Annotated in this window: 24 protein-coding genes; 14 read left to right on the top strand and 10 right to left on the bottom strand. The window is 63.7% G+C overall.

The genetic code is table 11. The annotated features are described in order from the left end of the window. Window positions 1–30: 30 nt before the first annotated feature. From JG747_RS14220 to JG747_RS14190, 7 genes are read right to left on the bottom strand one after another with little or no spacing between them, the layout of a single operon-like run. Window positions 31–738 (bottom strand): ABC transporter ATP-binding protein, encoded by a 708-nt coding sequence (locus JG747_RS14220; protein ID WP_202362287.1) that lies wholly within the window; start codon window positions 736–738, stop codon window positions 31–33. Then, window positions 735–1,451 carry an ABC transporter ATP-binding protein gene (locus JG747_RS14215; RefSeq protein WP_069092772.1) on the bottom strand — a complete coding sequence of 239 codons (717 nt, stop codon included), beginning with the start codon at window positions 1,449–1,451 and terminating at the stop codon, window positions 735–737. Before JG747_RS14215 ends, JG747_RS14220 begins: the two co-directional genes overlap by 4 nt. A gap of 58 nt (window positions 1,452–1,509) precedes the next feature. Continuing rightward, entirely contained in the window at window positions 1,510–2,784 is a 1,275-nt protein-coding gene (locus JG747_RS14210) for an ABC transporter substrate-binding protein (RefSeq protein WP_019859766.1), read from the bottom strand. 26 nt (window positions 2,785–2,810) lie between these two features. Continuing rightward, complete coding sequence (locus tag JG747_RS14205; protein ID WP_202362025.1) at window positions 2,811–3,875, bottom strand: maleylacetate reductase; 1,065 nt, start codon at window positions 3,873–3,875, stop codon at window positions 2,811–2,813. Continuing rightward, the gene (locus JG747_RS14200; RefSeq protein ID WP_019859768.1) at window positions 3,872–4,531 is read right to left on the bottom strand and encodes an alpha/beta hydrolase; all 660 of its coding nucleotides are present in this window, start codon (window positions 4,529–4,531) and stop codon (window positions 3,872–3,874) included. The genes JG747_RS14205 and JG747_RS14200 overlap by 4 nt, the downstream gene beginning before the upstream one ends. Continuing rightward, the gene (locus JG747_RS14195) at window positions 4,528–5,487 is read right to left on the bottom strand and encodes a VOC family protein (RefSeq protein WP_202362024.1); all 960 of its coding nucleotides are present in this window, start codon (window positions 5,485–5,487) and stop codon (window positions 4,528–4,530) included. The genes JG747_RS14200 and JG747_RS14195 overlap by 4 nt, the downstream gene beginning before the upstream one ends. Before the next feature lie 3 nt (window positions 5,488–5,490). After that, entirely contained in the window at window positions 5,491–6,396 is a 906-nt protein-coding gene (locus JG747_RS14190; RefSeq protein WP_019859770.1) for a dioxygenase family protein, read from the bottom strand. Between the two features lie 92 nt (window positions 6,397–6,488). Here JG747_RS14190 and JG747_RS14185 point away from each other — a divergent pair, with 92 nt between their 5' ends. The 8 genes from JG747_RS14185 to fabG all read left to right on the top strand — a co-directional run bounded on the left by JG747_RS14185 (window position 6,489) and on the right by fabG (window position 15,649). Beyond that, on the top strand, window positions 6,489–7,439 hold the full coding sequence (locus tag JG747_RS14185; RefSeq protein ID WP_019859771.1) for a LysR family transcriptional regulator: 951 nt from the start codon (window positions 6,489–6,491) through the stop codon (window positions 7,437–7,439). Between the two features lie 218 nt (window positions 7,440–7,657). Continuing rightward, window positions 7,658–8,515 carry a glycosyltransferase family 2 protein gene (locus JG747_RS14180; protein WP_244748396.1) on the top strand — a complete coding sequence of 286 codons (858 nt, stop codon included), beginning with the start codon at window positions 7,658–7,660 and terminating at the stop codon, window positions 8,513–8,515. Beyond that, complete coding sequence (locus tag JG747_RS14175; RefSeq protein WP_027047137.1) at window positions 8,479–9,465, top strand: glycosyltransferase family 4 protein; 987 nt, start codon at window positions 8,479–8,481, stop codon at window positions 9,463–9,465. The genes JG747_RS14180 and JG747_RS14175 overlap by 37 nt, the downstream gene beginning before the upstream one ends. A gap of 217 nt (window positions 9,466–9,682) precedes the next feature. Further along, complete coding sequence (locus JG747_RS14170; protein ID WP_202362022.1) at window positions 9,683–11,953, top strand: propanediol/glycerol family dehydratase large subunit; 2,271 nt, start codon at window positions 9,683–9,685, stop codon at window positions 11,951–11,953. Continuing rightward, the gene (locus JG747_RS14165; RefSeq protein WP_019859776.1) at window positions 11,950–12,369 is read left to right on the top strand and encodes a diol dehydratase small subunit; all 420 of its coding nucleotides are present in this window, start codon (window positions 11,950–11,952) and stop codon (window positions 12,367–12,369) included. Before JG747_RS14170 ends, JG747_RS14165 begins: the two co-directional genes overlap by 4 nt. Window positions 12,370–12,378: 9 nt before the next feature. Beyond that, on the top strand, window positions 12,379–13,077 hold the full coding sequence (locus tag JG747_RS14160; RefSeq protein WP_019859777.1) for a cysteine hydrolase family protein: 699 nt from the start codon (window positions 12,379–12,381) through the stop codon (window positions 13,075–13,077). A gap of 99 nt (window positions 13,078–13,176) precedes the next feature. Beyond that, complete coding sequence (locus tag JG747_RS14155; RefSeq protein ID WP_019859778.1) at window positions 13,177–14,703, top strand: APC family permease; 1,527 nt, start codon at window positions 13,177–13,179, stop codon at window positions 14,701–14,703. 181 nt (window positions 14,704–14,884) lie between these two features. Continuing rightward, window positions 14,885–15,649 carry a 3-oxoacyl-ACP reductase FabG gene (fabG, locus tag JG747_RS14150; RefSeq protein ID WP_069092782.1) on the top strand — a complete coding sequence of 255 codons (765 nt, stop codon included), beginning with the start codon at window positions 14,885–14,887 and terminating at the stop codon, window positions 15,647–15,649. Between the two features lie 6 nt (window positions 15,650–15,655). Here fabG and JG747_RS14145 read toward each other — a convergent pair whose 3' ends face one another. Both JG747_RS14145 and JG747_RS14140 read right to left on the bottom strand, forming a co-directional pair. Next, window positions 15,656–16,660 carry a phosphotransferase enzyme family protein gene (locus tag JG747_RS14145; protein ID WP_038648598.1) on the bottom strand — a complete coding sequence of 335 codons (1,005 nt, stop codon included), beginning with the start codon at window positions 16,658–16,660 and terminating at the stop codon, window positions 15,656–15,658. 120 nt (window positions 16,661–16,780) lie between these two features. Next, on the bottom strand, window positions 16,781–18,064 hold the full coding sequence (locus tag JG747_RS14140; protein WP_202362021.1) for a class-III pyridoxal-phosphate-dependent aminotransferase: 1,284 nt from the start codon (window positions 18,062–18,064) through the stop codon (window positions 16,781–16,783). 102 nt (window positions 18,065–18,166) lie between these two features. Here JG747_RS14140 and JG747_RS14135 point away from each other — a divergent pair, with 102 nt between their 5' ends. Next, the gene (locus JG747_RS14135; RefSeq protein ID WP_019859784.1) at window positions 18,167–18,928 is read left to right on the top strand and encodes an SDR family NAD(P)-dependent oxidoreductase; all 762 of its coding nucleotides are present in this window, start codon (window positions 18,167–18,169) and stop codon (window positions 18,926–18,928) included. 105 nt (window positions 18,929–19,033) lie between these two features. Here the strand turns inward: JG747_RS14135 and tssH are convergent, their stop codons facing one another. Continuing rightward, window positions 19,034–21,865, bottom strand: a complete 2,832-nt coding sequence (gene tssH / locus JG747_RS14130) for a type VI secretion system ATPase TssH (protein WP_202362020.1) — start codon at window positions 21,863–21,865, stop codon at window positions 19,034–19,036. A 331-nt stretch (window positions 21,866–22,196) separates the two neighbouring features. Between tssH and tssA the strand changes: the two genes are divergently transcribed. The 5 genes from tssA (at window position 22,197) to tssE (ending at window position 26,694) form a co-directional block, all read left to right on the top strand. Continuing rightward, window positions 22,197–23,372: a type VI secretion system protein TssA gene (gene tssA, locus JG747_RS14125; protein WP_019859786.1), complete on the top strand. Its 1,176-nt coding sequence runs from the start codon at window positions 22,197–22,199 to the stop codon at window positions 23,370–23,372. 5 nt (window positions 23,373–23,377) lie between these two features. After that, the gene (tssB, locus tag JG747_RS14120; protein WP_019859789.1) at window positions 23,378–23,914 is read left to right on the top strand and encodes a type VI secretion system contractile sheath small subunit; all 537 of its coding nucleotides are present in this window, start codon (window positions 23,378–23,380) and stop codon (window positions 23,912–23,914) included. Between the two features lie 3 nt (window positions 23,915–23,917). Next, a complete protein-coding gene (gene tssC, locus JG747_RS14115; protein WP_010910844.1) occupies window positions 23,918–25,423 on the top strand; it encodes a type VI secretion system contractile sheath large subunit in 1,506 nt (501 codons plus the stop codon). Between the two features lie 82 nt (window positions 25,424–25,505). After that, window positions 25,506–25,955 (top strand): Hcp family type VI secretion system effector, encoded by a 450-nt coding sequence (locus JG747_RS14110; RefSeq protein ID WP_027047140.1) that lies wholly within the window; start codon window positions 25,506–25,508, stop codon window positions 25,953–25,955. After that, the gene (gene tssE, locus JG747_RS14105; protein ID WP_019859791.1) at window positions 25,942–26,694 is read left to right on the top strand and encodes a type VI secretion system baseplate subunit TssE; all 753 of its coding nucleotides are present in this window, start codon (window positions 25,942–25,944) and stop codon (window positions 26,692–26,694) included. Before JG747_RS14110 ends, tssE begins: the two co-directional genes overlap by 14 nt. Window position 26,695 lies beyond the last annotated feature (1 nt).

The following is a 26,695-nucleotide window of genomic DNA, read 5'->3' as shown; positions in this document are numbered from 1 at the left end:
AAATTTGCCGGGGCATGCGGGGCTGCCTCGTCATACCGCCACCCCGAAATAGGCGGAATGGATTTCTTCGCGCGTGACCTCGGCCGCCTTGGCGACCAACGTCACCCGGCCCTCCATCATGCAATAGACGCGATCGGCCACCGCCAGCGCCTTGCCGATATCCTGCTCGACCAGCACGATCGCGGCACCGCCTTCACGGATCTTGGGAAGTGCTGCGTAGATGTCGCGGATGACGACGGGCGCGAGGCCGAGGCTGATCTCGTCGCAGAGCAGCAATTCAGGATTGGACATCAGCGCCCGGCCGATCGCGACCATCTGCTGCTGGCCGCCCGAGAGCGCCGTGCCGGGGTTTTTGCGCCGCTCGCGCAGGATCGGGAAGAGCTCGTAAACCGCCTCCAGGCCCCACGGCCCGGGCGCCTTGCGCGCCTGCCCGCCGATCAGCAGGTTTTCCTCGACGCTCAGCGAGGCAAAGAGCCGGCGCCCTTCCGGCACCATGGCTATGCCGCGCTTCATGATCTCGGCCGAGGACAGCGCGCCTATGGGCTCGCCCCGGTGCAGAACCATGGCGGCCTCGTTGCGGATCACGCCCGTGATCGAACGCATCAGCGTGGATTTACCGGCACCGTTGGCGCCGATGATCGCCACGCATTCGCCCGCCGCGACAGTGATATCCACGCCGAACAGCGCCCGGAACTGGCCGTAATTCGCGGTGAGGGTGCGCGTCTCCAGCAGCATCAGACCTCGAGCCCCAGATAGATTTCACGAACCTCTTTCGAGGCGATGATCTGATCCGGCTCACCGATTGCGATCACGCGCCCGAAATCCAGCACGAGAAGCCGTTCGACCACCGATCTCAGGGCGTGCAGCACATGCTCGATCCAGATGATCGTCGTGCCCCTGGCGTGGATCGCCTTGATCGTCGCGACCAGCGCCTTGCATTCGCCCTCGGTCAGCCCGCCGGCGATCTCGTCCAGAAGCAGCAGCTCGGGTCCCGTCGCCAGGGCGCGGGCGAGCTCCAGGCGCTTGCGGTCGAGAAGGCTCAGCGATCCGGCGAGCACATTGGCCTTCCGGAGAAGTTCGGTCTCTTCGAGGATACCGGCGCAATCGTCGACCATTTCGGCCTCGCGGCCGCCCCGGCCGAAAGCGGCGGCGGTCAGGAGGTTCTCGAACACGCTCAGCCCCTCGAAGGGCTGCGGGATCTGGAAGCTGCGGCCGACACCCATGCGCACCCGATCCATGGCTGGGGCGCGGGTGACGTCGCGGCCGAGGAATTCGATGCGTCCCTCATTGGCGAGCAGATTGCCGGTGATCAGGTTGAAGAGCGTCGACTTCCCCGCCCCGTTCGGACCGATGATGCCCAACGCCTCGCCGCGCGGCACCGTGACGGTCACGCCATCGGTAACCTTCAGGGCCCCGAAAGACTTCGAGACGTTTTCCAGCCTGAGTATCATCACTGTCATCCTCGGGTCGCGCCGAACGAGGGCGGCGGCATCCGCCGCCCCGGCGGCGTCAGGCCAGGGCTTCCATCTTGCCTGCGGTGGGGATCTCAGACGCGGTGGCGTTTTCGACGATCACCAGATCGAAGCCGCCGCCGGCCTTCTTGCGCCACTGGCCGCCGACGAGCGGCGTCTTGCAGACGTTCTTTGCCGCGAAAGGCGGCAGCCCCGCACCGCTCCAGGCCACCTTTCCGACCACGGTCGTCATGTCGGTGGCGGCTATCGCCGCCGCGATCGCCTCGGCATTCGTCGGATCCGAAACGCGGCCCATGACATTGGCCGCCACCTCGAACAGCGAATGGACAAAGCCGATCGGCTGGGTCCACGGACGCCCGGTCTTGGCGGTGAAATCCGCCGCAAGGTCAGCCGAGCTCTGGCCCGTCACCGACGACTTGAACGGATGCGAGGCCGACCACCAGACCTCGGACGAGAGGTTGTGGCCGGCATCGCCGAGCGTCTCGACCGATTGCGGGAAGAGGATGGCCTTGGCCACCGTCACCGCCTTGGGCTTGAAGCCTTGCTGGCGGGCCTGGTTCCAGAAAGTGGTGAAGTCGGGCGGGATGACCACGCCGGTGACGATCTCGGCATTTGCCGCCTTGAAGGCGTTGACCTGCGCGGTGAAATCGTCCGAGAGGTTCTGATAGCGGCCGGGATCGCTGAGGCCGAAGCCGGCGGCATCGAGGCCGGGCTTCAGCCCGTTCTTCGGATCGCCCCAGGCATTGCCGTCGGCATCGTTGGGGAACAGCCCGCCCACCTTGCCGTTGGTGGAAAGCTGCTTCCACATGCCGGTGTAGACGGCGATGATGTCTTCGAGACCCCAGAAATAATGATAGGCGAACTTGAAGGGCTTCCATGACGACGGGTCGCCCGGATTGCCCTGTTGGCCAATGAACCAGGGTTGCCACGGCGCCATGGTCGAGATGACCGGCACGCCCTCCGCCTCGCAGGTGGTGGCGACCGGGTTGGTGTTCTCGGGCGTCGAGCCGACCAGCATCAGGTTGATCTCGTCGTCGACGATCAGGTTCTTGGCCACTTCGGCCGCGCGATTGGGGTTCGACTGGCTGTCCTTGACAATGACGTCGAAATTCTTGCCCGCCTCGGACGCAAGGAAAGCCTTGATGTTGTAGGCATCGCTTTCGGCGAAGCCGGCGAGCGGCCCCGTCTGCGGCGAAACATAGCCCAGGCGAATCTTGGCGCCCTGCGCCAGCGCCGGCGTCGCCAGCCGGGAACCGGCAAGCGCCAGGCCTGTCGCCGCCGACGCTTTCAGTAAGCTCCGTCTCGTAATCATCTGCTCTTCCTCCCTCTTGCCTCTTTTCAGCTCCCTGGACGGCGTCCCTCAAACGCCGCCTGGAGGAGTTCCCTTATCGATCGCGGATCGATCGGCCTCGGATTCGCATAGGCGTTCTTCACCGCGATCGCCGCCGCACGGTCGAGATCGGTCTCCTTGATGCCGATCTCCTTCAGGCTCAGCGGAGAGCCGACGGAACGCGCGAAATCCCAGAGCCCGCCGCCCGCCGAGCCGCCGCCGAAGGCATCGGCGATCGGCCGCAGCAGATCCGGCACCGCCACTTCGTTGAAGGCGGTCGTGTAGGGCAGCAGGATGGCGTGGGTCTCGGCATGCGGCGTGTCGAACGAGCCGCCGAAGACATGCGCCAGCTTGTGATGCAGCGCCATCGAGACATAACCGAGCGCGGACGAGCAGCACCAGGCCGCATAGAGCGCCTGTGTCCGCGCGGCGCGGTCCTGCGGATCCTCGATCAGCCGCGGAATGCCGTCCCGGAACGCAGCCATGGCATCCCTGCACATCAGCACGATCACCGGGTTGCGGTCGGGGGCGTAGAAGGCCTCCATGGCGTGGGCGATCGCATTCATCGCCGAGGTGACGGTGAGACCAACCGGGAGGCTCATTGTCAGATCGACGTCGTAGATCACAGTTTCGGGGCGGATGTCCGGCGAGCGGCGGGTGGTCTTCTCGCCGGCCGCCGTCTCGCCGAGGATGTCGGTCATTTCCGAGCCGGCATAGGTGGTCGGGATCACCACCTGATCGGCGCCGGTGCGCACGGCGATGGCCTTGCCGAGCCCGGTGGTCGAGCCGCCGCCGAGGCTGACGACCGCCGTGGCGCCGCTGGCGCGGAAGGCGTCGACGGCCTTTTCCGTAACCTCGACGGGTGTATGCATGACCGCGCCGGCAAACACCCCGGCGGCGAGGCCGCCAAGGCTTTGAGCCAGCTTGTCCGCATCGGCCTTCTGATGGGGCGTCGACAGCACCAGCGCCTTGTCATGGCCGAGCCGCCGCACCTCCTCCTCCGCGCGGCCCATCGTGCCGGCACCGAAGATCACCCGCGTCGTCAGCCCGGGAAAGGTGAAACTGTCCATCATCGCGCCGCTCCCATGCGTGCACCCCGGCCGGCTTCCAGGTCGGCGATGATGGTGCCCAGCATTGCAATCTCGGCATCCGAAACCTCGTGGCTCCGGCCGGGGAACAGATCGGCCCGCAGGCTCGCGCCACCGCGGCCCAGCGACTGCGCCGTGTCGGCAAAGGCCGAAACCGGAATCCAGGGATCGGAATCGCTGCCGGAAAGATAGACCGGCACGCCGGCCGGCACGGCTTCGGAGCGCCCGTCCGTTGGCACACCGACGCGGCAGCCCGTGAAGGCGGCAAGCGCGTCCGGCGGCGGCAGCCCGGCGCAGAGATATTCGATCGACAGACATGCCCCTTGCGAGAAGCCCGCCAGAAGCAGCGGCAGTCCGGGCAATTCCGCCCGCGCCGCCACCACAGCGGCCGCCAAATGATCGAGCGCGTCGGAAAGGTGGGCGCGGGCGACCGGCGTCAACGGGTCGACGGCGCGCGCCTGCCACCACGCGCCGAGCGGCGCGCGCGGCAGGATGAATGCCACGGCCGGCGCGGAAAGCCGCGACAGCACATGGGACTGCATCTCCTCCGGCGATTGGCCGCGGCCGTGGACGAAGACGCAGATCGCCTTCGCTTCCGCGCCCTTTGGCCCGAGCCGGAGTGGACCGCTGCCTGAGCTCACGCGAAATCCGCCTGTTCCAGACCGGCCTGCAATTCGCCCTCGCGGTCCTTGAACCACGGCGGGAAGACCAGCGTCTTGCCGATCTGGCCCGGGGGTTCGTCCTTGGCCCAGCCTTCCGGCGTGGTCCAGGCAAGTTCGAACAGCGCGCCGCCGGGCGAGCGGACATAGCAGGACTTGAAATAGTTGCGGTCCTTCTGCTCCGAGATATCGGTGAAGCCGAGGCCTTCGATATGAGCGCGCAGCTTCAACTGGTTATCTTCGTCGCCCGTGTTGAGGGCGAGGTGGTGGATCGTCCCGCCCGCCAGCGTCCAGGTGCCCTGTGCGCTGTCGCGATCGACGATCACCTCGACCCGCTGATTGACGCCGCTCGCGTCCGGCACGCGGAACACCAGCCCTTCGTGATTGTCCGCCTCCTTCTCCAGCGGCAATGCGATGGTCAGGAAGTCGTCCATCGCGGTGCGATCCATCACCGCCACGACCGCGCCGTAGATGCCCTTGATGCCGTGGGCCTTGCCGATGTCCTGTGCCTCGTTGGTGATGGGCGCGCGCGGATCGCTGTCGCTTTCCACCAGTTCATGCGAGATGCCGCAGGGATGCGCCAAAGCCACGCGGTCGGCGCCAAAGCGTGTGATCTTGGTGGCCTTGATGCCGCGCGCGTTCAGCCGGTCCACCCAGAAATCCGCGGCCCCCTTGGGAATGGATTGCATGATGGTGCGCGACTGGTTGGTGCCTCGGCGGCCATAGACGCCCGGCTTGCGGAACGGGAAAGTGGTGATGATCGTCGAGGCATCGCCGTCGGGCGAGCCGTAATAGAGGTGATAGACGGGGATGACGCCGTCGAACAGGACGGTGCGCTTCACCGAATGCAGGCCGAGTGCCTTGGTATAGAAATCAAAATCTTCCTGAGCGCCGTCGGTCGACAGTGTCAGATGGTGGTAGCCGCTGATACGGGCCATCGGTCATCTCCTCCCAGAGGTTTCGGTTTCGCCCGGCCGCTGCGGGCAGAGCACGAGATTGAGGTCGAGTGCGTGCTTGCGCTTTCCTCCATGGGGCGGCAGCGCGCGGAACTCGGCCATGAGTTCGGGTTTGACCCCGAAAATGGCATCCCGGCCGATCGCAGGGTCCGACCGGTCGAAGATGTGGGTCGTCAGCGTTTCGAAGCCCTGTGCCGAAACGCGAAAATGGATGTGGGCCGGTCGCTCGAGGCCAAGACCGAGCGCGGACATCAATTGACCGACCGGACCATCCGCCGGCAGCGTGTAGCCCTTCGGCTTCACCGTCATGAAGCGGAACCGCCCCTGCGGATCGGCACGGAAGCGTCCGCGCAGATTGAATTCCGGTTGCCTGTCCGGTTCCTGGTTCTCGTACAGGCCCTCGGCATTGGCCTGCCAGATCTCGACCATGGCATCGCCGATCCCCGCGCCGCCGAGCGTCACGATCCGCCCCGTAACCTCCAGCGGCTCGCCCTTGTGATCGCGCGAAATGTTCCCGCCGAGCGGCATTTCCGGCACATCGGCCCGGTAGAAAGGTCCCGCCAGGGTGTTGGGGGTCGCCCCGGCGGGGCGCGGGCTGTTTTGATCCTCGATCAGCGAGGACACGCCCAGCACATCGGCGAACAGCACCCACTCCTGGCGCCGCGCATCGGCGTAATGGCCTACCTCGGTCAGAAAATCGATCGCCAGCCGGAATTCCTCGCCGGAGGGTCGCAACTCCACGATCAGTGCGTGCAACCCATCGACCGCGGCCTGTGCCGCCGCCGCCAGGCGGGACTGGCCCATTGCCGCCAGACGCCGCGCGAATTCTTCGGCCTGCGTCGAGATCGCCTTGGGGAGTTCATCCCTCTGGGGGTCGTGCTGGCCGTCCATTTCGCCGGGGCCTCCTTCCCCTTGCCAAACGGGATAACACGACCCGAGACGATGCTTGATGAGATGTGGTGGCCCTTGTATAGCGTTTTGCTATGAAGCTGAACGAGCGCCACTTGATGCAGCTCGCCGCGGTACTGGATGCAGGCGGCGTGTCGGAAGGAGCCGCCATGCTGGGCCTGACCCAGCCTGCGGTCAGCCGATCGCTGGCCATGCTGGAGGCGCGGGTCGGCGAGCCGCTCTTCCTGAAGGGCCGCCGGCCGCTGCAGCCGACACCGCTCGGTTTCCAGTTGGCGGCGCAGGGCCGCACGATCATCACGGCCTCGCGCAAGGCGTCGGATGCGGTGCAGGGGTTCATGAAAGGCACCAAGGGTGTCGTCCGCGTCGGCGGCGTGCCTTTCTTCATGGATGCGATGATCAGCCGGATGATCGGCGAGTTCCAGAAGCTCGAGCCCGAGGTCACCGTCCAGCAAAGCTATATGAACCTGCCCGAGATGGTCGCGGCGCTGGAGAGCAACCAGATCGACCTCGGGATCGTGCCGATCGGCGTGCTCGACCTCGGACCCGGCTTCGAATTCACCGAGATCCTGCCCGGACGCAATGTCGTGGCTTGCCGGCCGGACCATCCGCTGCTGCGCAATCGCCGCCTCAGGGCGCATGACCTGACCAGCTTTCCCTGGGTGGCGCCCCTGCCCGGCTCTCCGCTGATGTCGGACCTGCAGATGATCCTGATGAGCATCGGCATGTCGGACCTGAACGTGCGCTATTCGGGAGGCTCGCTGATGAGCGTGATCAACTTCCTCGCAGAAACAGATGCATTGGCCGTGCTGCCATTTTCCGTGGTCTTCGCGCAGCGCAAGGAGAACCGGGTGACAGTGCTGCCCTATGAAATCCCGCAGCCCAGCCGCTCACTGGGCATCCTGCGCCGGGTTGGCGGGCCGCGCTCTCCGGCGGCGGAGCGCTTCGCGGGCCACGTCACGACCGCTTTCGAGAATTTGAAACACATCATAAAACGGCACGAGAATGCCGTCATCTGGGGCCGCTAGCCGGCTCGAGCCGGCGGTCTGGAGTGTTTCCGAATACGCATATTCCCGAGACTTGCGATCGCGACGGGAACCGCTATGAGCGTGTTGCACTTCAGGTGACGGCGCGTTGGCATCGGCAGCGCTGAGTCTTTAGACTTGTCATTTCGGCCAAGTTCAGTAATGCGCCAGTTGACCGGCCAGCATGGCATCCGGAAGCATACAACGAAGGATTGAAGAACTTGGTCGATCCCAACACCCACATTGGGCGTGCTGCGCGTGATCGGAACTCCCCGCGAGTCGTCGCGGTCCTTACAACACGGAACGAGGAACGGTTCGTTGCCGGATGTCTCGAGAACCTCTTTCGTCAAGGCGTACAGGTCTACATTTGCGACAATCAGTCGACTGACCGAACGCTTGAGATTGCCCAGCGCTACCTCGGGGCCGGATTGATAGGAATCGAAAGCATCCCGCACAACGGCTGGTATTGCTGGGAGCAGCTTCTTCGTCGCAAAGAGGAACTATTTCAATCGCTCGAGGCTGACTGGTTCATGCATCTTGACGCTGACGAGATCCATCTTCCGCCGACTTCGTACTCATCGTTGGTCTCCGCCATTGCGGCAGCCGACGCACTCGGTTTCAATGCGATCGAGTCTTCCGAGTTCACGTTCATTCCCACCAGGGAAGCCCCCGATCATGACAATCCCAATTATCAACACACGCTGCGCACCTACTACCCGTTCCGGCCGACCTCCCCACACTGCGTCCGTGCGTACCAGAAACAGGACGGCCCCATGGAGATCGCGTGGTCAGGCGGCCATCGCGTACGCTTCGAGGGGTCGGTGAGGCTCTCCCCCGAGCGTTTTCGGATGAAGCATTATCTGTTCCTGAGCGCAGAGCACGCCGCGCGCAAGTATGGCGGCCGGCGGTTCCTGAGCGAGGAGGTCGACGGTCGTGGTTGGCACGGATGGCGACCCCGCTTGCGACCAGGCGATATCCAACTGCCCGACACTACCCAGGTGCGAACCACTGCGACGGACGATGATCTGGACGAGGCCAATCCATGGTTGGCGCACTGGCTTGCGCGGTACGCCTCGTGAGCGATGGACACCTACCCCGCATACTGGCGATCGCGGACCGACCCGGCTGGGCGATCGATAGAAAGGCCCAGAACCTTCGGCGCGTGCTGGCAAGAAGGTTCGAGATCGTCCAACGATTTCAGCATGATGTGACTGAGTCCGACGTGAACGCCGCGGATATCGTGCTCATTTTCTATTGGTTCCAGATCGCGAAGCTGCCCCTGCCGGAATCGGTCCTCGCCCGGCGGTCTGACAGGCTGGTCATCGGGATCTGCAGTCACAGAGAGATGGAGGGCGAATTCCGCGAGCCCGGGCTCGCTATCCTGCAGCGGTTGGCGCGCGCTGTCTTTGTCAACAATCGGAAGCTCGAGCACGAATACGCCCCTCTGCTGCGTATTCCGGTCCACTACACGCCCAATGGAGTCGACACGACATTCTTTTGCCCCCCGCCAGAGCCGCAACCTTATTCTGGCGAGCTCCGCGTCGGATGGGCGGGAAGTCTCGGCAACCATGGTCCGGCACATCGCGGCTTCCACGACGTCATCGAGCCCGCGGTCGCTGCCGTGCCGGGCGTGCGACTGCAGACTGCGATTCGGGAGCAACACTGGCGCAACCATGACGAAATGCTCGACTTCTACCGGGATCTCGACGTTTATGTCTGCGCCAGTCGCAGCGAAGGCACTCCCAATCCTTGCTTGGAGGCGGCGGCGTGCGGTGTCCCCTTGGTGACGACCCGTGTGGGAAACATGCCCGAGCTGGTTCGGGATGGCGACAACGGGCTGTTCTTCGATGGAACCGCGGAAGGGCTTGCGAACAAACTCGCCCTGTTGCGGGACACGCCATCGCTCCGGTCGCGGATGGCCGCCCGTATGATCGAGACGATCCGAGAGTGGGATTGGAGCGTGCAGGCGGAGAACTACGCGCACATGTTTACCTCGTTGCTCATGGCAGCGGAGCGGTCGGGCCGGTGAGACGTGCGGCTTCAGATGTGCCCGGCCAAACCTGACCTTTGGCGGCCGAACTCGATGCCGAAACACATCGCGCCTCTGCTGAAGATCGACAGGATGGCGAGGAGCTTCGGGTATTTCGAGCCTGTGGCGTGCGCCCCCTTGGCCGGCGGTCGATCCAGGGTCATTGTGCGGCGGGTAAGCATTCACTAGTCTTTCGGCCGGGTCGAGGATCGCACGCATGACGCCGAAACTGAACCGCTGGAAGCGCTTCGCCGACTGGGACGAGCGGCCGTTGCGGCTGGACAAGTTTGCGGCGGAAGACCCCGCCAACGGCTTCTCCGCTTTCTCCAGTCCGGCCGATCCGAAACCAGGCATCGGCATCAAGGACGGGCGCGTCGTATCCCTCGATGGGGTGCTCGAACACGACTACGACATGATCGACCGCTTCATCGCCCGCCATCACATCGATCCGGAGGTGGCGCCGGAAGCGATGGCGCTGGAGTCGGCGACCGTCGCACGCTGGCTGGTCGACATGAACGTGCCGCGCGAGACGCTGGTGCGGCTTGCCCACGGCATGACACCTGCGAAACTCGCTGAGGTCGTGTCGCAGCTCAACGCCCTGGAGATCGCCTTCGCCTACTCGAAGATGCGGGCCCGCAAGACGCCGGGCAACCAGGCACACGTCACCAACGCCAAGGACGATCCGCTGCAGCTCGCCGCCGATGCCGCGACCGCCGTCGCCTTTGGCTTCGACGAGATCGAGACGACGATGCGCGTTTCGCGCAACGCCTGGTCCAACGCGGTGGCGTGCGCGGTAGGCGGCGCGGTCGGTCGCTGGGGAACGCTGTTCCAATGCTCCAGCGAGGAAGCCGAAGAGCTGCGCATCGCCATGGCCGGCTTTACCTCCTACGCCGAAACCGTTTCCGTCTACGGCACTGAAAAGTCGTTCACCGATGGCGACGACACACCGTGGTCCAAGGCATTTCTGGCCGCCGCCTACGCCTCGCGCGGCGTCAAGATGCGCTGTACGTCGGGTGCCGGCTCCGAGTTGCTGATGGGCTTCCATGAAGCCAAGTCGCTGCTCTACCTGGAAGCGCGCTGCCTCTGCCTGCAGCGCGGCATGGGGGTGCAAGGCACGCAGAATGGCGGCATCGACGGAGCGCCTTTGACCGCCACCATACCCGGCGGTGTTCGCGAGCTGATGGCCGAGAACCTCATCGCCGTCTGGCTCGATCTCGAATGCGCGTCTGGCAATGACGCGCGCTCGACCGAATCGGAAATTCGCGTCGGCGCCAAAATCCTTCCCTACCTGATTGCCGGCTCGGACCTGATCTGCTCCGGGATGGGATCGATCCTGAAATACGACAACTCGTTCAACCCGTCGCTGATCAACGGCGAGGAATTGGAAGATTATCTTGTGCTGCAGCGCGATTTCGAGGCCGATGGCGGGTTGACGCCGCTGCCCGAGTCACGCGCGATCGAGCTGCGCGAGCGCGCGGTGGAAGCGATCGCCGCCGTGTTCGAGGAACTCGGCCTTTCCTCACCGACCGAGGATATGAAGAGCAGCGTGGTCTACGCTTCCGGTTCCGACGATACGCGCAGCCTGATGCCGCGTGACGTCAGCTTTATCAGCGAAGCCATCAAGGAGCGCGGCATCACCGTGATCGATGTGGTCAAGGCGCTGGCCAAGCGTGGCTTCCGAGAAGAGGCGGAGAACCTCCTCGACGTGGTCAAGCTGCGCCTTTCCGGTGACTATCTCCAGACATCGGCGATGATCCGCAATGGGCGGATCGTCAGTGCGGTCAACGATCCAAACGACTATCTCGGCCCGGGTTCCGGCTACCGTGTGTCCGAAGAACGGCGCCTGCAGCTCAACGACATCCGCGATGTGCTGGACCAGAAGGAAGTGTTGCGCTCGGAAGCCCTGCACGAGAAGGACGAAGCAAGGCACATCCGCTATCGCAACCTTGGGCCGGCGGCCAACGGATCGGCGAAGGACGATGTGGTCATCGGCATCAGCCCGGCTTTCGGGCTCAAGCTTTATCGGACGACGGCCGGACATCGGCTCTCCGAAGTGCTCGGCGCCATGCTCGATGCAATCCGCGCACGCGGGCTCAAGGCGCGCGTCGTCCGCTTCCGCCATACGGCCGATACCTCCTTCCTCGGCCTGTCCGCCGCCCGGATGGCCGGCAGCGGCATCGGCATCGGCATCCAGGCCAAGGGCACGGCCGTCATCCACCAGCGTGGCCGCCAGCCGCACAACAATCTGGAACTGTTTTCCAATGCGCCGATCACCAGGCTCGAGCACTATCGCGCGCTGGGTGCCAATGCGGCGGCCTATGCGCTGGGTGAAATGCCGGAGCCTGTCGTGGTGCCGCAGCGGGGCGAGGCCATGGGGTCTCGCTACCACGCCCGCGTCGCCCTCATCTACGCCATCGAAACCGGACTGACCGAGGCTGGTGCGGCTCCCGAAGAGGTCGACGTCATCCTGACGGGGGTGAAATCGTGACCCACACACGCGCCGACTATCCGCTCGCCGAAACACAGCCCGGCGCCGTGACGGGCAAGCGCGGCAAGTCGCTTGCCGAGATAACGCTGGATTCGGTGCTTGCGGGCGACGTGACGATGGAAGACCTTCGCATCACCCCACAAGCGCTGCAGGCACAGGCCGATGTGGCGCGCGATGTCGGACGGCCGACACTGGCACTCAACTTCGAGCGTGGGGCAGAGCTTGTCGAGGTGCCGCAGGATTTCATCATGCAGGTCTATGAACTGCTGCGCCCCGGTCGCGCCAAATCCAAGGAAGAATTGCTCCAGGCCGCAGCCACCATGCGCGATACCTACCAGGCCGAACGCATCGCCCGTTTCATCGAGGAAGCCGCCGAGACCTACGCGGCTCGCGGCCTTTTCACGTTCCGCTTCTGAAAGGACCGCATGAGCTGGAAAACCGGATTCCGTTCGCTCTACTATCTCGGCGCACCCGAGCCGGATGATCCGGTGCTGGTGCCGGCGCAAACCGCCATCCTGGTCATCGACGTTCAGAACACCTACCTGGAACGGCCGGATCGCGCATCGTTGTCGCCGCAGGAACAGCAACGCTACGATCTGTGGACGCCGTTCCACGAGCGCATGCACGGCACGGTCATACCGAACACGGCAAGACTGCTGGCGCTGGCACGGCAAAACGGCATCGAATGCCTTTTTGCCCGCATCGCCTGCCACACCAAGGACGGGCGTGACCGCTCACTCTCTCAGAAAATGCCGGGCTGGAACAATTTGCTGCTGCCAAAGAACGACGCACCGTCGCAGCTGGTCGCCGAGCTTCAGCCGGCCGGCGACGAGATCGTGGTGACCAAGACCACCGATTCCGCGCTGACGGGAACGAATCTGCGCCTGATCCTTCACAATCTCGGCATCCGCAATGTCATCTGCTGCGGTATCTTCACGGACCAGTGCGTGTCCTCGACAGTGCGCAGCTTGGCGGACGAGAGCTATGCGGTCATCGTGCTCGAGGATTGCTGCGCCGCGGCGACCGAGGAGCTTCATCGCAAGGAGCTCGAAATCATCAACATGATCTATTGCCACGTCATGTCGAGCGGCGAGCTATGCAAAATCATGGCCTTGGCAAAGTGACGCTGCGTCCGTAGTGTCATGGCTGCACGAGCAGGCTGGGACACATCGGCCGCCCGGTGCGGGGAACTGCATACAGCTGTCACGAATGGAGAGGGCTTCATGGCGATAGAAACTGCACGCGGGACGATCGACGTCTCGAAGAGTAACAGCATCAATCTTTTGCACTCGAAGGCCGTCGGGCTCGCCGGTGTGCTCTTTCTGGCCGTCACCGGCGCGGCGCCAATGTCGGCGATGCTGGGCAATGTCCCGTTCGCGGCAGGCTACGGCATCGGCAAGTACACGCCGGCAGCCTTCCTGATGGCGACGATCGTGCTGACCATCTTCTCGGTCGGCTATGCCGCGATGGCATCGCGCGTATCGTCGGTCGGCGGCTTCTACTCCTTCATCAGCCAGGGGCTCGGCCGCGAGGTGGGCATGTCGGCGGGCATCGGCTCGCTCGCCTGCTACTCGCTGTTCGAGGCTTCCCTCACCGGACTGTTCGCCTTTTTCGGCAATCTTTGGCTTTCCCAGCATTTCGGCATCAACGTTCCGTGGATCGTGCTGGCGCTCGCCATGATCGTGGTCATCGCAGCGCTCGCCTACCGCGACGTGAAAGTGTCGGCACGACTGCTCGGCATAGCCCTGATTCTTGAAGTGATCATGCTGGTGATCTTTTCGCTCGGCGTGATCTTTGCCCATGGCGGGACGAATTTTTCCGGCGATTCGCTCAATGTGTTCAAGGTGTTCACTCCTGTCGCCGAGCAGAAGGTCGGCACCGTCGCCATACCGGCGGGCGAAGCGGCCGTCGGCATCTTCATGGCGTTCTGGTCGTGGGTCGGCTTCGAGATGGCGCCGAACTATGCCGAGGAATCCCGCGATCCGAAGCGCATCATTCCGCAATCGCTGCTGATTTCGGTCATCGGCCTTGGCCTGTTCTACACCTTCGTCAGCTGGTGCGCGGTGGCGGCCTATCCGACCGAGGCCGATATGGTAGCCAAGGCCTTCTCCGACGGCGTGAACTTCTTCCTGACACCGGTGCAGGCTTTTGTCGGCGGCTGGGGCTACCAGCTGATGTCGCTGCTCATCCTGACCAGTTCCTTCGCCTGCGGCATGGCTTTCCACAACACCGCTTCCCGCTATTTGTATTCGCTGGCGCGCGAAGGCGTCCTGCCGCAGGTGATCGCCGAGACGCATGACCACCACAAGAGCCCACACAAGGCCTCGGCGCTGCAGTCGGTGCTGGCGGCGGTATGGGTGCTGCTCTACGGTCTGGCCTACGGCTTCGACGATCCGTCGGGACAGGCCTGGCTTGGCGTCTATACGCTGTTTGCCGTGCTTGGCACCGGACTGCTTTTGGTGCTGCAGGCGGTTGTCTCGCTGGCCATCTATATGTGGTTCAAGAAGAACGGCGGCGGCAGCATGCTGACGACTGTCATCGCGCCGTTGATCTCGCTGGTTGTGCAGTTGGTCCTCGTCTACACGCTGGTCGCCAATCTGGCGACCTTGGGCGGCACCAATGGTTTTGCCAGGAGCATCCCCTATGTCGGGCTTGCGATCCTTGTCGTCGGCCTGATCTGGGGCTTCGTGCTGAAGTCGGCCAACCCCAAGGCCTATGAGAACATCGGTCACATGGTGAACGAGGGCTAGAGCAATTCCAGGAAAAGTGTGAGCGGTTTTCCGTCCGGAATTGCGTTAAAACAAAGAGTTAGAGCGGTTCGCCGTTTCCATGAAACGGTGAAACGTTCTAAGGCATTCCTCGCCCTGGATTTCTTGCCTCAACGGGGACGGAGCATCACTCTGTCCCCGTCTCATTTTGGAGCTTCAAGTCATGACCCAGTCTTTGAGGGGTCGGTCCGTCGTCGTTACCGGCGGGTCGAAAGGCATCGGCAAGGGCATAGCGCGGGTGTTCGCGCTCTCGGGTGCCAAGGTCGCCATCGTTGCGCGCCATGCCGACCAGGCCGAAGCCGCGGCCGCCGAGATCGGCCATGGCGCCTTTGGCGTGGTTGGCGACGTTACCTCGCTCGCCAGCATCGAGCGCGCGCTTGCAGCGGCAGCCGCCAGAAACGGTAGTATCGATGTTTTGTGCGCCAATGCCGGCATCTTCCCGCAGGCACGGCTCGAGGACATGACCTCGCAGCAATGGGACGAGGTTGTCGACACCAACCTCAAGGGCACCTTCCACGCGGTCAAGGCAGCGGTTCCCTATCTCAAGGCATCCGACCAGGGCCGCATCGTGCTGACGTCGTCGATCACCGGCCCGATCACCGGTTTTCCCGGGTGGTCGCACTACGGTGCCACCAAGGCGGGACAGCTCGGCTTCATGCGAACGGCCTGCATCGAACTGGCGAGATACGGCATCACCGTCAACGCCGTCATGCCGGGCAACATCGTGACCGAGGGCCTTGTCGGCCTGGGCGAGGACTACCAGAAGACCATGGCCGCCTCGATCCCGCTCAAGCGGCTCGGAACCGTGGAGGACATCGGCTACGCCGCGCTCTACTTTGCGTCGAGGGAAGCCGGCTACGTGACGGGACAGACAATCATTGTCGATGGCGGCCAGATCCTGCCGGAGAGCCTGGAGGCACTGGCATAGAATGGTTCAAAACTTGCTCAGATAGGCCTCGCACAGCCCGACCGTTCCCTCGGTATAGGGAAGGCCCATCGACTTGGCGAGGTCGGTCTCGGCGTGCGAGCCGATCCACGCGACCAGGAGCAGACGGCGCAGCATCACGAAGGTCGGGATCTCGTCTTCGTCCGCGCTCGGCAGGTCAAGCACACGGCGATAGCCGGTCGTCCATGACCGGATGAGATCGGCTGCCTGTGGCTCGTGCTCATAGAAAGAGATGGGCGTCGCCGCGTCGTACATATACCAGCCGAAGCCGCAGTCGTCGAAGTCGATGACCTTCACCGTCTTGCCGTCGATCAAAAGGTTGGCGAGCCGCAGATCGCAATGGATGAGGCCGAAGCGGTCATGGCCCTTGCCGAAGGCAGTGAGCCTGCGGCCGACCAGCTCCGCGGTGCGGCCAAAGAGCCTGGCTTTCGCGGCGTCGACGCCGATGCCGTCACGCCACCGTCCCCAAAGCGGCCTCTCCTCGCCGAGGCTTGTTTCGAAATCCCACACATGGCGGCTGAACCAGGAAGGGCGCTTCCACTGCCGGGCGTGGATGTGCATGCGCGCCGTGACCTCGCCCAGCAGTTCGAAAGGTTCGCCAAGCGCCTCGCCTATGCCCGGCTCCGAACCGGTCTCCCATTGCGACAACACGACATGGCGTGGTTGCGCCAATCTTGGATGGCCGACACGCTGGATCTGTTCGCCGTCCTTGCCCGCGACCGGCACGGGCGTGGGGACGATCCCGGTCTGGCGCAGATCGGTCAGCCAGGCCAGTTCGGATTGGATGGCCGTCCTTGAATGGTAGCCGTCGCGATGGATGCGGAGCGCCCAGCGCCGGCCGTCGCGAGCCGCAATCTTGTAGGTCGCGTTCTCCGACAGGTTGATCATCTCGACGGAAACATCCGCCGGCAGATCGTAGTTGGCGGTGGCCGCCTCCGCCGTTTCCTGCAGGATGCCGAGTTGCTGGTCGTGGGTGAGCGCGTCGAAATCCATCACTGTCCGTCCTGCCCCATCCTTGCACACCTGTCCCCTGGCGGAACCCGAGCGATCTCGGCAAGCCCAGCCGCCAGCTCGAACTGGACGCCTGGCAGTTTCAACGAGGGTTGGACCATGTCAACTCGCCTTGCCTGCCTGATGCAGCAACTCCCGGGCGCGCGGCATTGCCGCGTCGAAGCGATCCATAATGTCCCGGCAGGTCTCGCGGTCCAGGAGAATACCGGGCTTCCACTGCAGCACCCGCTTGTCGAGCGATGAGAAGATCGCCCAGACGCCCTGCTCGTAGAGCGCACGCGACACGAAGACGGCGCCTTCCGGGTGATTGCTGAATTCCAGGCCAAGGATCACGCCTTTCTGGCGTACCCCGGTGAAGATGTCACCGTGACGAACCAGCATCTCGCGCATGGCCTGCGCCATAAACTCGGTCACGGTGCCGACATTGGCCACCAGTTCGGGCCGCTGCAGCATCTCGATGACCTTGTGGCCGACGACGCAGCCGAGCTCGGCCCCGCCGGTGGTCGAAATATGGGCGGCCCCATCCTCGTTGAGCCAGCCGCCGGCTCTGTCGTTCACCAGCGCCGCGCTGATCGGATAGAGGCCGCCGGACAGGCCCTTTGCCGTCACCATGATGTCCGGCTGGACGCCGTAGGCCTGCCAGCCCCACATGCTGCCGGTGCGCATCAGGCCGGTCTGAACCTCGTCGGCGATGTACATCGCGCCATGCTTTTCGCACAGCGCCTTGCAGGCGCTGAGATAGCCATCCTTCGGCATCGGGAAGCCGTAAGTGGCGGGAATTGTCTCCATGATCAGCGCCGCGACGTCTTCGCCCTTGAGCGCCCGTTCCATGGCGTCGATGTCGTTGAAGGGAACCTGGATGAACGTCTCCGGCTGGTCGGAGAGAAAGATCTTGGTGAAGCGATCGTCGCCGGTCGCCACGGCTAGCCCCGAATGCCCGTGATAGCCCTTGATGATCGACACGATCTTGCGCCGCTTGGTGGCATAGCGGGCGCTCTTGATGGCGATGTCCACCGCCTCCGCGCCGCCCGGCGCGAAGATCGCGTAATTCATTCCGGGCGAGACACTGACGAGGGATTCGGCCAGCGCCGTTCGCGCCACGGAAGGGAACCAATGGTTGCCGATGTCGAAATAGTCGAGCGCGCTCTTCAGCGTCTCGACCAGCTCCAGATTGCGGTGACCGAGATTGTAGGTGCCGCCATTAAGGTGCAGGTCGATCAGGCGGCGCCCCGACATGTCGTAGAGGAAATAACCTTCCCGCCTGCCGATCACCAGGTCGATCCCGGCCTTCTGCCAGAACCTGGTCTTGTCGGGATTCCAGAAACGCATTGCCTTGTCGAAAAAATCCTGCTTCGACTCGAACTCGAAGGGGCCGAAGTCGTACATGCCTGTCTTGTCCTCAAAGGTTGATCGGCGCGCACCGGAGCGGGCGAGGCCCGCCCGCCGGATGATGCAGGATTACAAGCCGGCGAGAAAGGGTGAAGAGGGATGATCCTGAAGGACAGGACCGCGATCGTCACCGGCGCGGGATCCGGCATCGGCAGGGCGGCGGCGCTGATCATCGCGCGCGAGGGTGCGGTCGTCGGCGTGGCGGATCGTAGCGCCGACGGCGCCAGCGCGACAGTCGAACAGATTCTTGCCGCCGGTGGCCGGGCAAAGGCGCTTGTGTTCGACCTGACCGACGATCAGGCGCTTGAAGCCGGTTTTCACGATTTCATCCACACCCAGGGCAGGATCGACATCCTGCACAATCATGCCGGCGTACAGGTCGAAGGCGACGTGCTCGGTGTGAGCGTGAAAGGCTTCGACACCTCCTGGACGCTCAATGTGCGGGCTCACTTCCTCGGTGCCCGCATCGTCATGCCATTCATGAAGAAGGCAGGCCGCGGCGTCATCCTCAACACGTCGTCGAGTTCCGGCGTGCTCTACGACCGCGAGATGATCGCCTATACGACGACCAAGCACGCGGTGATCGCGATGACCAGGCAGATGGCCGGCGACTATGGCCGCTTCGGCATTCGCGTCAACGCGCTTTGCCCAGGTTGGGTAGACACGCCCTTCAATGCTCCTTTCATCGCTCAGATGGGAGGCCGGGAGGCCATCGAAGCCTACATCCGCGAAAGGGTGCCGCTTGGCCGTTGGGCAAGCGTCGAGGAGATCGCCGAGGCAGTGCTGTTTCTGGTGTCTGACCGATCCTCGTACATGACGGGTCAGATCCTGGTTGTCGATGGAGGAGAAACGGTGATCTAGAGCAACTCCAGGAGTGCCGGTGCGCCAATGATTGGCCTGACCAGTCATAGGAATGGAATGCGTTTTGGTCGGCGCTAGGGCACGAACGGCAAATCCCAACGAGCTCTATTCGAAAGAGTAGGTAAATCCTTCCGACGAGGCACCGACGGTGACTTTTGTCATCTTCTTGCCCTCGAGCGAGCGATTGAGCACGCCGCGGCTGAGTTCCGGCAGCAGCGTGTTGGTGAGGATGGCGTCGATCATGCGTCCGCCGGACTCGATCTCGGTGCAGCGCGCCTTGACCATGTCCATGACGCCGTCGCCGATCACCAGCTCGGCATCGTTGGTTGCCTTGAGGCGCCGCGCGATCTTGCCGAACTGGTGCCTGGTGATCGCCTCGATCATCGCGTCCGAGAGCGGATAGTAAGGGATTGTCACCACGCGGCCGAGGAAGGCGGCCGGAAACACTTTCAGCAGCGGGCCGCGCAAGGCGGTGTCCAGGTCGTCCATGCCGGTGCGCAAGGTGCCGTTCTTCGTGCGGTCCATGATGACCTCGGAGCCGACATTCGAGGTGAGCAGGATCAGCGTGTTCTTGAAGTCGATCCGGCGGCCTTCGCTGTCGTCCATCATGCCCTTGTCGAAGACCTGGAAGAAGATCTCGTGTACGTCCGGATGCGCCTTCTCGACCTCGTCGAGCAGGATCACCGAATAGGGCTTGCGCCGCACGGCCTCGGTCAGGATGCCGCCCTTGCCGTAGCCGACATAACCGGGTGGCGCGCCTTTCAGCGTCGAGACCGTGTGCGCCTCCTGGAATTCGGACATGTTGATCGAAATCAGGTTCTGCTCGCCGCCATAAAGCGTTTCGGCAAGCGCCAGGGCTGTCTCGGTCTTGCCGACGCCTGAGGGGCCGCAAAGCAGGAACACGCCGACCGGCTTCTCCGGCGCGCCGAGGCCGGCGCGGCTGGTCTGCACTCGCCTCGCGATCATCTCCATCGCATGGTCCTGACCGACAACGCGCTCAGACAAGGTCGCGGCGAGCTTGAGCGCCTTCTCGGTCTGGCTGGACAGCATCCGTCCCGTCGGGATGCCGGTCCAGTCCTGGACGACGGCAGCCACGGCGTTGCGATCGACCGACGGCAGGATCAGCGGGGTCTCGCCCTGCGCCTCGGCAAGTTCCGCCATCAATTCGCGCAGTCGCGCCAGGTCGGCAGCGGAATCCGGCACGGGCTCGTGCGCAGCAGCAGCCTCCGTCTTTGCCGCCTTTGCTTTCTTGGCCTTGGTGTTCGAGCCCTTGGGTTCGGCTGTCTCGGGTTTCGGCGTTTTGGCCTCAGGTGCCTTGCTTTCATGCGCCGTGGCAGGTGACGCATCGACGGCCTCGCCCGAAGCGGCTTCCCCGCCCTCCACCGCGTCAAGCGGCACGCCCTCGCCTCGGAGTTTGGCGCGCAGGTCGAGTATCTCGGCGACAAGCGCCTTTTCCCGATCCCAGCGCGCTTGCGCTGCTGCAAGCGTCGTCTCGGTTTCCGCCAACCCGGCCTCCACGCGAGCCTGCCTGTCGGCCACTTCGATGCCGATCGCCGCCTCGCGGCCGATGATGCCTTCCTCGACCTCGAGCGCCTGGCGGCGGCGCAGAATGTCCTCGACCTCCGCGGGCGTAGCGTGCTGAGAGACGGCAACGCGGGCGCAGGCTGTGTCGAGGAGGCTGACCGCCTTGTCCGGCAGCTGCCTGGCCGGAATGTAGCGGTGCGAAAGCGAAACCGAGGCCTCGATCGCCTCGTCGAGGATCTGCACCTTGTGGTGCTGCTCGAGAACGCCGGCGACACCGCGCAACATCAGCACGGCCACCGTTTCGGAAGGCTCTTCGATCTTGACCACCTGGAACCGACGGGTCAGCGCCGGATCCTTCTCGATATGCTGCTTGTATTCGGCCCAGGTCGTGGCGGCGATGGTGCGAAGCTCGCCGCGCGCGAGCGCGGGCTTGAGGAGATTGGCCGCATCGCCGGTTCCCGCCGCGCCGCCGGCGCCGATCAGCGTGTGCGCCTCGTCGATGAAGAGGATGATCGGCGTCTCGGAGGCCTGGACCTCGTCGATGACAGCCTTCAGCCGCTTTTCGAACTCGCCCTTGACGCTGGCGCCCGCCTGCATCAGCCCGACATCGAGCATGCGTACGCTGACATTCTGAAGCGTCGGCGGAACGTCGCCCTGGGCGATGCGCAAGGCAAAGCCCTCGACGACCGCCGTCTTGCCGACACCTGCCTCGCCGGTCAGGATCGGGTTGTTCTGCCGGCGGCGCATCAGGATATCGACAATCTGGCGGATTTCAGGATCGCGGCCGACGACCGGATCGATCTTGCCGTCGCGGGCACGCTGGGTCAGGTCGGTGGCGTATTTGGCGAGCGCCGAATCCCCGCCCGGGCCGCGTTTCATCGGTGTTTCGGTCGCAGCCGCGGCAGGAGGTGGACCGGCTTCGAGCGAGCCCTCGGTGACGTCGGCGAAGCGGGCGATGACCCCGTCCGCGTCGATCTTGTCGAATTCGGCGCTGATTTTCGAAACCAGCCCTTCCAGCGCCGGTGTCTTCAGACAGGCGAGAAGAATATGCGCGCTACGCACCTCCTCGACACCGAATTGCAGTGTGGCCAGGCTCCAACCTTCCTGTATGGCGTGGAAGATGTGATCGGAGAATTCCTCCACCGAGGTCGCGCCGTAGGGCAGCTTGTCGATGGCGCGGGTCATATCGGCCGTCAGCCGGCTGACATCCAGCCCGGCATCGGCGACGATCATCTGCACATCCGAGCGCTCGGACAGCACCAGTTGCTGGACGAAATGCACGAGTTCGACATAGGGATTGCCGCGCATCTTGGCCGTGTCCGCGGCGGCCTTGAAGGCGCGCACCCCCGTGGGATTGAGCTTTGCAACGAGTTCCTTGCGCTTGAAACTCTGCGACGATCGGCGCTGTTCCATTGAACCTGCCCCCGAAATCTGCTGACCGTACCCTGCCATAGAAGCGGCCGCTTGACAAAGCCGCGTGACGAAAGAGGCCTTCCGACCCGGTTCGGGCGGCACCTCGTGGTTACACAAGCCCTGCAAACTCCTCAAACAAACCCGCACCTGGGGTCCAAACCATGCGAGCCATTTCGCATGCGCGGCCCGCCAATCGCGCAATGGGTTTGGTTGAAAGATTGCGGGAGATTCAGCTTCTGTTAGTTTTTGGGGAAGTGCTCAATTGTCGTGGCATGGGACCGATGATAACGTTGCGTCACATGGGTCACAGGGCCCTTTGCTGGGGGTAGGTGTGATTGATCTCGCACTCTGGCTGAATCCTCTGGACGGCGCGAACCCGTCGGGAGAGGACTTACGCAACGACCCGGCTTTTCATGAGCTGGAGCGGCTCACGGAAGCCCAGCTCAAGGTCGTCCACGACGGTGGCAACAAGGCTTCGCAGTCAACCAGCGCTGTCGACTGGGCGGCAGTCCTCGAAAAATCGGAAGAATTGCAGTCGCGCGGCCGGGATTTGCGCCTTCTGGTCATCGTCACGCGCGCGCTGGCCAATGAAGAGAAGCTCGCCGGCCTCGCCCAAGGGCTGACCCTGATCGCGAGGACTCTCGACCAGTACTGGGATACGATGCATCCGGCTTTGCGGACGGGTGCCACGCCGCGCGACGCGGCGCTGCGACGCATCAATGCGCTGCTTGACCTCCAGAACGGCCAGGAAGGCCTGCTGGCGAACCTCAGGCAGACCGTCTTCTTCTCACCGCGCGCCATCGGGCCGATCAGCGGGCGAGACCTGGAACAGGCAGCGCTCGACGAGCGCGTCATGCTCCAGGAAGCTGCCTCGGGCCTCGGAACCGCCGAAAAGGCGGCGCTGGCGGCCGCCCACAACCAGCTGCTGAACCGGGTGCGCACAGCATGCGCGGCGCAGATCGATCAGGCCGCCGACACTGTCACGACACTTTTGGCCGATGCGCGCGCCGCGATTTCGGCGCTGGAGGCGGTGGATACCGCGCTCAATGCCCGCATCGAGGGCAATGGCGCGGCCGTTCCGGATCTGAAGAAGTTCCTGCAGCGCCTGCTGACGACGCTGGAGCGGAACTCCAGCGCCGGCGCCATGGCCAACGGTGCGGCAAAGCCTGCCCAGCAGCCGGCCCAACCGGCATCGACGCCCACCCAAAACGGTCATGGAGCCGAGACGATGGCAAGTGTGGCAAGCTCTGTGGAACCCAGCGCCGGCCTGCCTGACCGGATCAACTCGCGCGACGATGTCGTCAAATGCCTCGATCTCGTGGTCGCCTTCTACGACCGCACTGAACCGTCCAGCCCTATCCCGCACCTCGCCCGGCGCGTGCGCAGGATGGTGCACATGGATTTCGTGGAACTGATGGAAGATCTCGCCCCGTCGGGGCTGAAGGAATTCCGGCTGCTTGCCGGTGTCGCCGATCCCAAGAAGCCGGCCCAGAAGGATGAGAGGTAACCAGCATGCCAGCAGAGAGCAAAGCCAAGGTCATCGAAAGAAACCGCGCCCCGCGCGTGCAGATCGCCTACGACGTCGAAACCTACGGCAGCCCCACGACGATCGAGTTGCCGTTCGTCATGGCTGTCATGGCCGACCTTTCGGGCGCCTCGCAGACCAAGGAAGCGTCGAAGTCGGTTCTGGACCGCAATTTCGTCGAAACCGACGCCAATCGCTTCCCCAAATTCATGGAAGCGATGGGACCGCGCGTGAAGGCGCGCGTGAAGAACACGTTGCCGCAAGCTGAGGGCGCCGAGCGGGACGAGGAACTGGCGATCGATCTCACCTTTTCCAAAATGGGTGATTTCGCGCCGGACAAGATCGCCGAGCAGGTGCCGCAACTGGCCGAGATCCTCAAGATGCGGCGTCAACTCGAGGAACTGCTGGGCTTCATGGATGGCCGGGTCGACGCCGAAAAGCGCATCGCGCAGCTTCTGAACAACGAGCCGCTGCTGAGCAAGATCGCCGGCCAGGCGATTTCTGACGGCAAGGGCGAGGAGTAAGTCATGGCCGAACAGCAAAAGACCGCAGCCGCTACCGCCGAGGCCGAAGCCATCGATCTTGGCGAATTCAGCGGCCTCCTTGAAAAGGATTTCAAGGTCAAGAAGGACGACAGCGAGAAACTGCAGCAGTTGGTGCGCAACCTGGCGCTGGCCGCTCAGTCCCGTTCCGAGACGACGACCATCTCGTCCAACGCGATCAAGTCGATCAAGTCGCTGATCGCGGGCATCGACAAGATGCTGACGACGCAGGTCAACGAGATCCTGCATGCCCCGGAAGTGCGGGAGATGGAAGGCACCTGGCGAGGCCTTTGGTACCTCATCAACAACACCGAGACAGACACCAAGCTGAAGATCCGGGTGATGAACATCTCCAAGGAGCAGTTGGCCGACACGCTCGAAGACTATGAAGGTCAGATGTGGGACCAGAGCCCGATCTTCAAGAAAGTCTACACGGACGAGTATTCGATGCTGGGCGGCGAGCCGATCGGCTGCATCATCGGCGCCTACGAATTCTCCAACCATCCGCGCGACGTCGGCCTGCTGCGCAACATCTCGGGTGTCTGTGCCTCGGCGCACACGCCATTCATCGCGGCCGCCTCGCCGCGGCTGTTCCGCATGGACAGCTGGCAGGAGCTGCCGAACCCGCAAGACCTGCAGATGATCGTGAACAACCCGGCCTATGCCTCATGGCAGTCGCTGCGCGAGAGCGAGGACGCCCGCTATATCGGGCTCACCATGCCGCGCGTGCTGGCACGCCTGCCCTACGGCTCGGAAACCGTTCCGGTGAAGGGCTTCACCTTCGAGGAAGAGGTGGGCGGCGACCACAACAAATATGTCTGGATGAACGCCGCCTTCCCGATGGGCGTCAACATCAACCGCAGCCATAAGCTCTATGGCTGGGGAACGCAGATCCGCGGCGTCGAGAATGGCGGCACGGTGCTCAACCTGCCGGTGCACGCTTTCCCGACGGACGACGGTTCGATCGCAATGAAATGCCCGACCGAGGTCGCCATCGACGACCGGCGCGAGGCGGAATTGGCGAAGCTCGGCCTGATGCCGATCTTGCACCGCAAGAACACCGATCTCGCGGCCTTCATCGGCGCGCACTCGCTCCAGGATGACGAGACGCGCGCCGGGCGCCTCGTCGACCCCGACGCCCAGTCGAACGAACGGCTGAGCGCCAACCTGCCCTACCTCTTCCCGGTGTCGCGCTTCGCGCATTACCTCAAGGCGATCGCGCGCGACAAGATCGGATCGTTCAAGGAACGCACCGATATGGAGATCTGGTTGACCGAATGGATCAACCGGTACGTGCTGGCCAATCCGGCCTTCGCCGACGACAAGGCGCGGGCCAAGCGTCCGCTTGCCGCGGCCGAGGTTCAGGTCGACAGCGTCGAAGGCCGGCCCGGTTACTACAATGCCCGTTTCTATCTGCGTCCGCACTACCAGTTGGAAGGCATCAACGCCTCTCTCCGGCTGGTGTCGGAACTGCCGTCAGTGAAGGGCTGAAGTCGCAGCGAAGTCATCTTGTTTCGTTTGAAAGCGGTGGAGAAAGACAATGCCGACCACAGAGAGAAGCGAGGCTCCTTCCATGAAGATCGATGGTTTTTTGAAAGTCCCGGACATCAAGGGCCCGAGCAAGCGCGACGGCCATGAAGACGAGATCGAAGTGCATGGCGTCGATTACAAGATGATAGCGCCCTACGACCCGAATTCGCTTTCGCGACGCGGCCGTGTGTCGATGGGAATGATCAAGTTCATCAAGCACTACGACAAGTCGTCGCCGTATCTGAAGAAGGCACTGTTCGAGAACAAGGCGCTCGACGAGGTGGTGTTCTCGGCACGCCGCACCATTGACGGCGAGACCAGCGACTATCTGGTCGTGACGCTCACCGACGCCTCGGTCATGGAGTACGATATGCGGCAGGCCGCCGACGAGGCCGATCTTATCGAGGAAGAAGTCAGCTTCGCCTACAAGAAGATCAAGTTCGTCTACGACAAGGACGACGAGATCGAAATGGACGTCTATGTCGGCAAGTGAGGCCAAGCGGCCTGGCGCGAAGCCGCAGCTTGCCGGCAGTTCGCGGGCAAAGCGCGAGGCGGTCCAGCCTTCGCTGTGGGACCGCCTCGTCAACGACTTGCCGGGTGTGGCGTCGGAGATCGACGGGCTGCGCCGTCTGCTGGATGAAGAACTCGGCGCCGAGCGCGTCGGGGCTCTTCTTGACGGCAGCGCGCGCGCCATCGATACCGACGCCGAACTGACGCCTGAGCAGAGACGGCGCCTGCACCGGCTGGCCTTCCAGACCGAGCATCGCGCCGAGATCGAAAGCCGCGGCGTGGTGGTTTCGGCACGCGTGTTGAGAGAAGCCGTGCGGCGCGACATCGAGGCGCTGTTCAACACCGAGCGCTTCGAATCCGTGCCGATGCTTTCCGATGCCGAACACGAACAGCCGCTGGACGAACTGCCATCACTGGCCGACTTTCCCGAGGTGCGCCGCAGCGTCGTCAATTATGGCGTGCCCTCCTTTTCCGGCCGCTCTTCGCGGGATTTCGACCGCGATGCGCTGGCGCGCGAAATCCGCACGGTGCTTGCCACCTTCGAGCCGCGCCTGAAGGAGAGCGCCACGACCGTCAACGTCACGCTCGGTGACAAAACCGTCGGCCTCAAGATCGAGATCGACGCGGTGCTGATCATGACCCCGACACCGGAGCGTATGCGGCTGCGCACCACGATCAATCTCGACAACGGCCTGGCACGAACCGAATTCCGGGAGACCTGAG

Origin of the sequence: Mesorhizobium sp. 131-3-5 (assembly GCF_016756575.1) — a bacterium.
Taxonomy (GTDB): domain Bacteria; phylum Pseudomonadota; class Alphaproteobacteria; order Rhizobiales; family Rhizobiaceae; genus Mesorhizobium; species Mesorhizobium jarvisii.
Note: the sequence above shows the minus strand (reverse complement) of the source record. Positions and strands in the feature narration are given on the sequence as shown.

Excerpts from the sequence above, each read along its gene's own strand:
- JG747_RS14215 (WP_069092772.1), bottom strand. The coding sequence starts at position 1,451 with ATGATACTCAGGCTGGAAAACGTCTCGAAGTCTTTCGGGGCCCTGAAG.
- JG747_RS14210 (WP_019859766.1), bottom strand. The coding sequence starts at position 2,784 with ATGATTACGAGACGGAGCTTACTGAAAGCGTCGGCGGCGACAGGCCTG.
- JG747_RS14205 (WP_202362025.1), bottom strand. The coding sequence starts at position 3,875 with ATGATGGACAGTTTCACCTTTCCCGGGCTGACGACGCGGGTGATCTTC.
- JG747_RS14195 (WP_202362024.1), bottom strand. The coding sequence starts at position 5,487 with ATGGCCCGTATCAGCGGCTACCACCATCTGACACTGTCGACCGACGGC.
- JG747_RS14190 (WP_019859770.1), bottom strand. The coding sequence starts at position 6,396 with ATGGACGGCCAGCACGACCCCCAGAGGGATGAACTCCCCAAGGCGATC.
- JG747_RS14185 (WP_019859771.1), top strand. The coding sequence starts at position 6,489 with ATGAAGCTGAACGAGCGCCACTTGATGCAGCTCGCCGCGGTACTGGAT.
- JG747_RS14175 (WP_027047137.1), top strand. The coding sequence starts at position 8,479 with ATGGTTGGCGCACTGGCTTGCGCGGTACGCCTCGTGAGCGATGGACAC.
- JG747_RS14170 (WP_202362022.1), top strand. The coding sequence starts at position 9,683 with ATGACGCCGAAACTGAACCGCTGGAAGCGCTTCGCCGACTGGGACGAG.
- JG747_RS14160 (WP_019859777.1), top strand. The coding sequence starts at position 12,379 with ATGAGCTGGAAAACCGGATTCCGTTCGCTCTACTATCTCGGCGCACCC.
- JG747_RS14155 (WP_019859778.1), top strand. The coding sequence starts at position 13,177 with ATGGCGATAGAAACTGCACGCGGGACGATCGACGTCTCGAAGAGTAAC.
- fabG (WP_069092782.1), top strand. The coding sequence starts at position 14,885 with ATGACCCAGTCTTTGAGGGGTCGGTCCGTCGTCGTTACCGGCGGGTCG.
- JG747_RS14145 (WP_038648598.1), bottom strand. The coding sequence starts at position 16,660 with ATGGATTTCGACGCGCTCACCCACGACCAGCAACTCGGCATCCTGCAG.
- JG747_RS14140 (WP_202362021.1), bottom strand. The coding sequence starts at position 18,064 with ATGTACGACTTCGGCCCCTTCGAGTTCGAGTCGAAGCAGGATTTTTTC.
- JG747_RS14135 (WP_019859784.1), top strand. The coding sequence starts at position 18,167 with ATGATCCTGAAGGACAGGACCGCGATCGTCACCGGCGCGGGATCCGGC.
- tssH (WP_202362020.1), bottom strand. The coding sequence starts at position 21,865 with ATGGAACAGCGCCGATCGTCGCAGAGTTTCAAGCGCAAGGAACTCGTT.
- tssB (WP_019859789.1), top strand. The coding sequence starts at position 23,378 with ATGCCAGCAGAGAGCAAAGCCAAGGTCATCGAAAGAAACCGCGCCCCG.
- tssC (WP_010910844.1), top strand. The coding sequence starts at position 23,918 with ATGGCCGAACAGCAAAAGACCGCAGCCGCTACCGCCGAGGCCGAAGCC.
- JG747_RS14110 (WP_027047140.1), top strand. The coding sequence starts at position 25,506 with ATGAAGATCGATGGTTTTTTGAAAGTCCCGGACATCAAGGGCCCGAGC.
- tssE (WP_019859791.1), top strand. The coding sequence starts at position 25,942 with ATGTCGGCAAGTGAGGCCAAGCGGCCTGGCGCGAAGCCGCAGCTTGCC.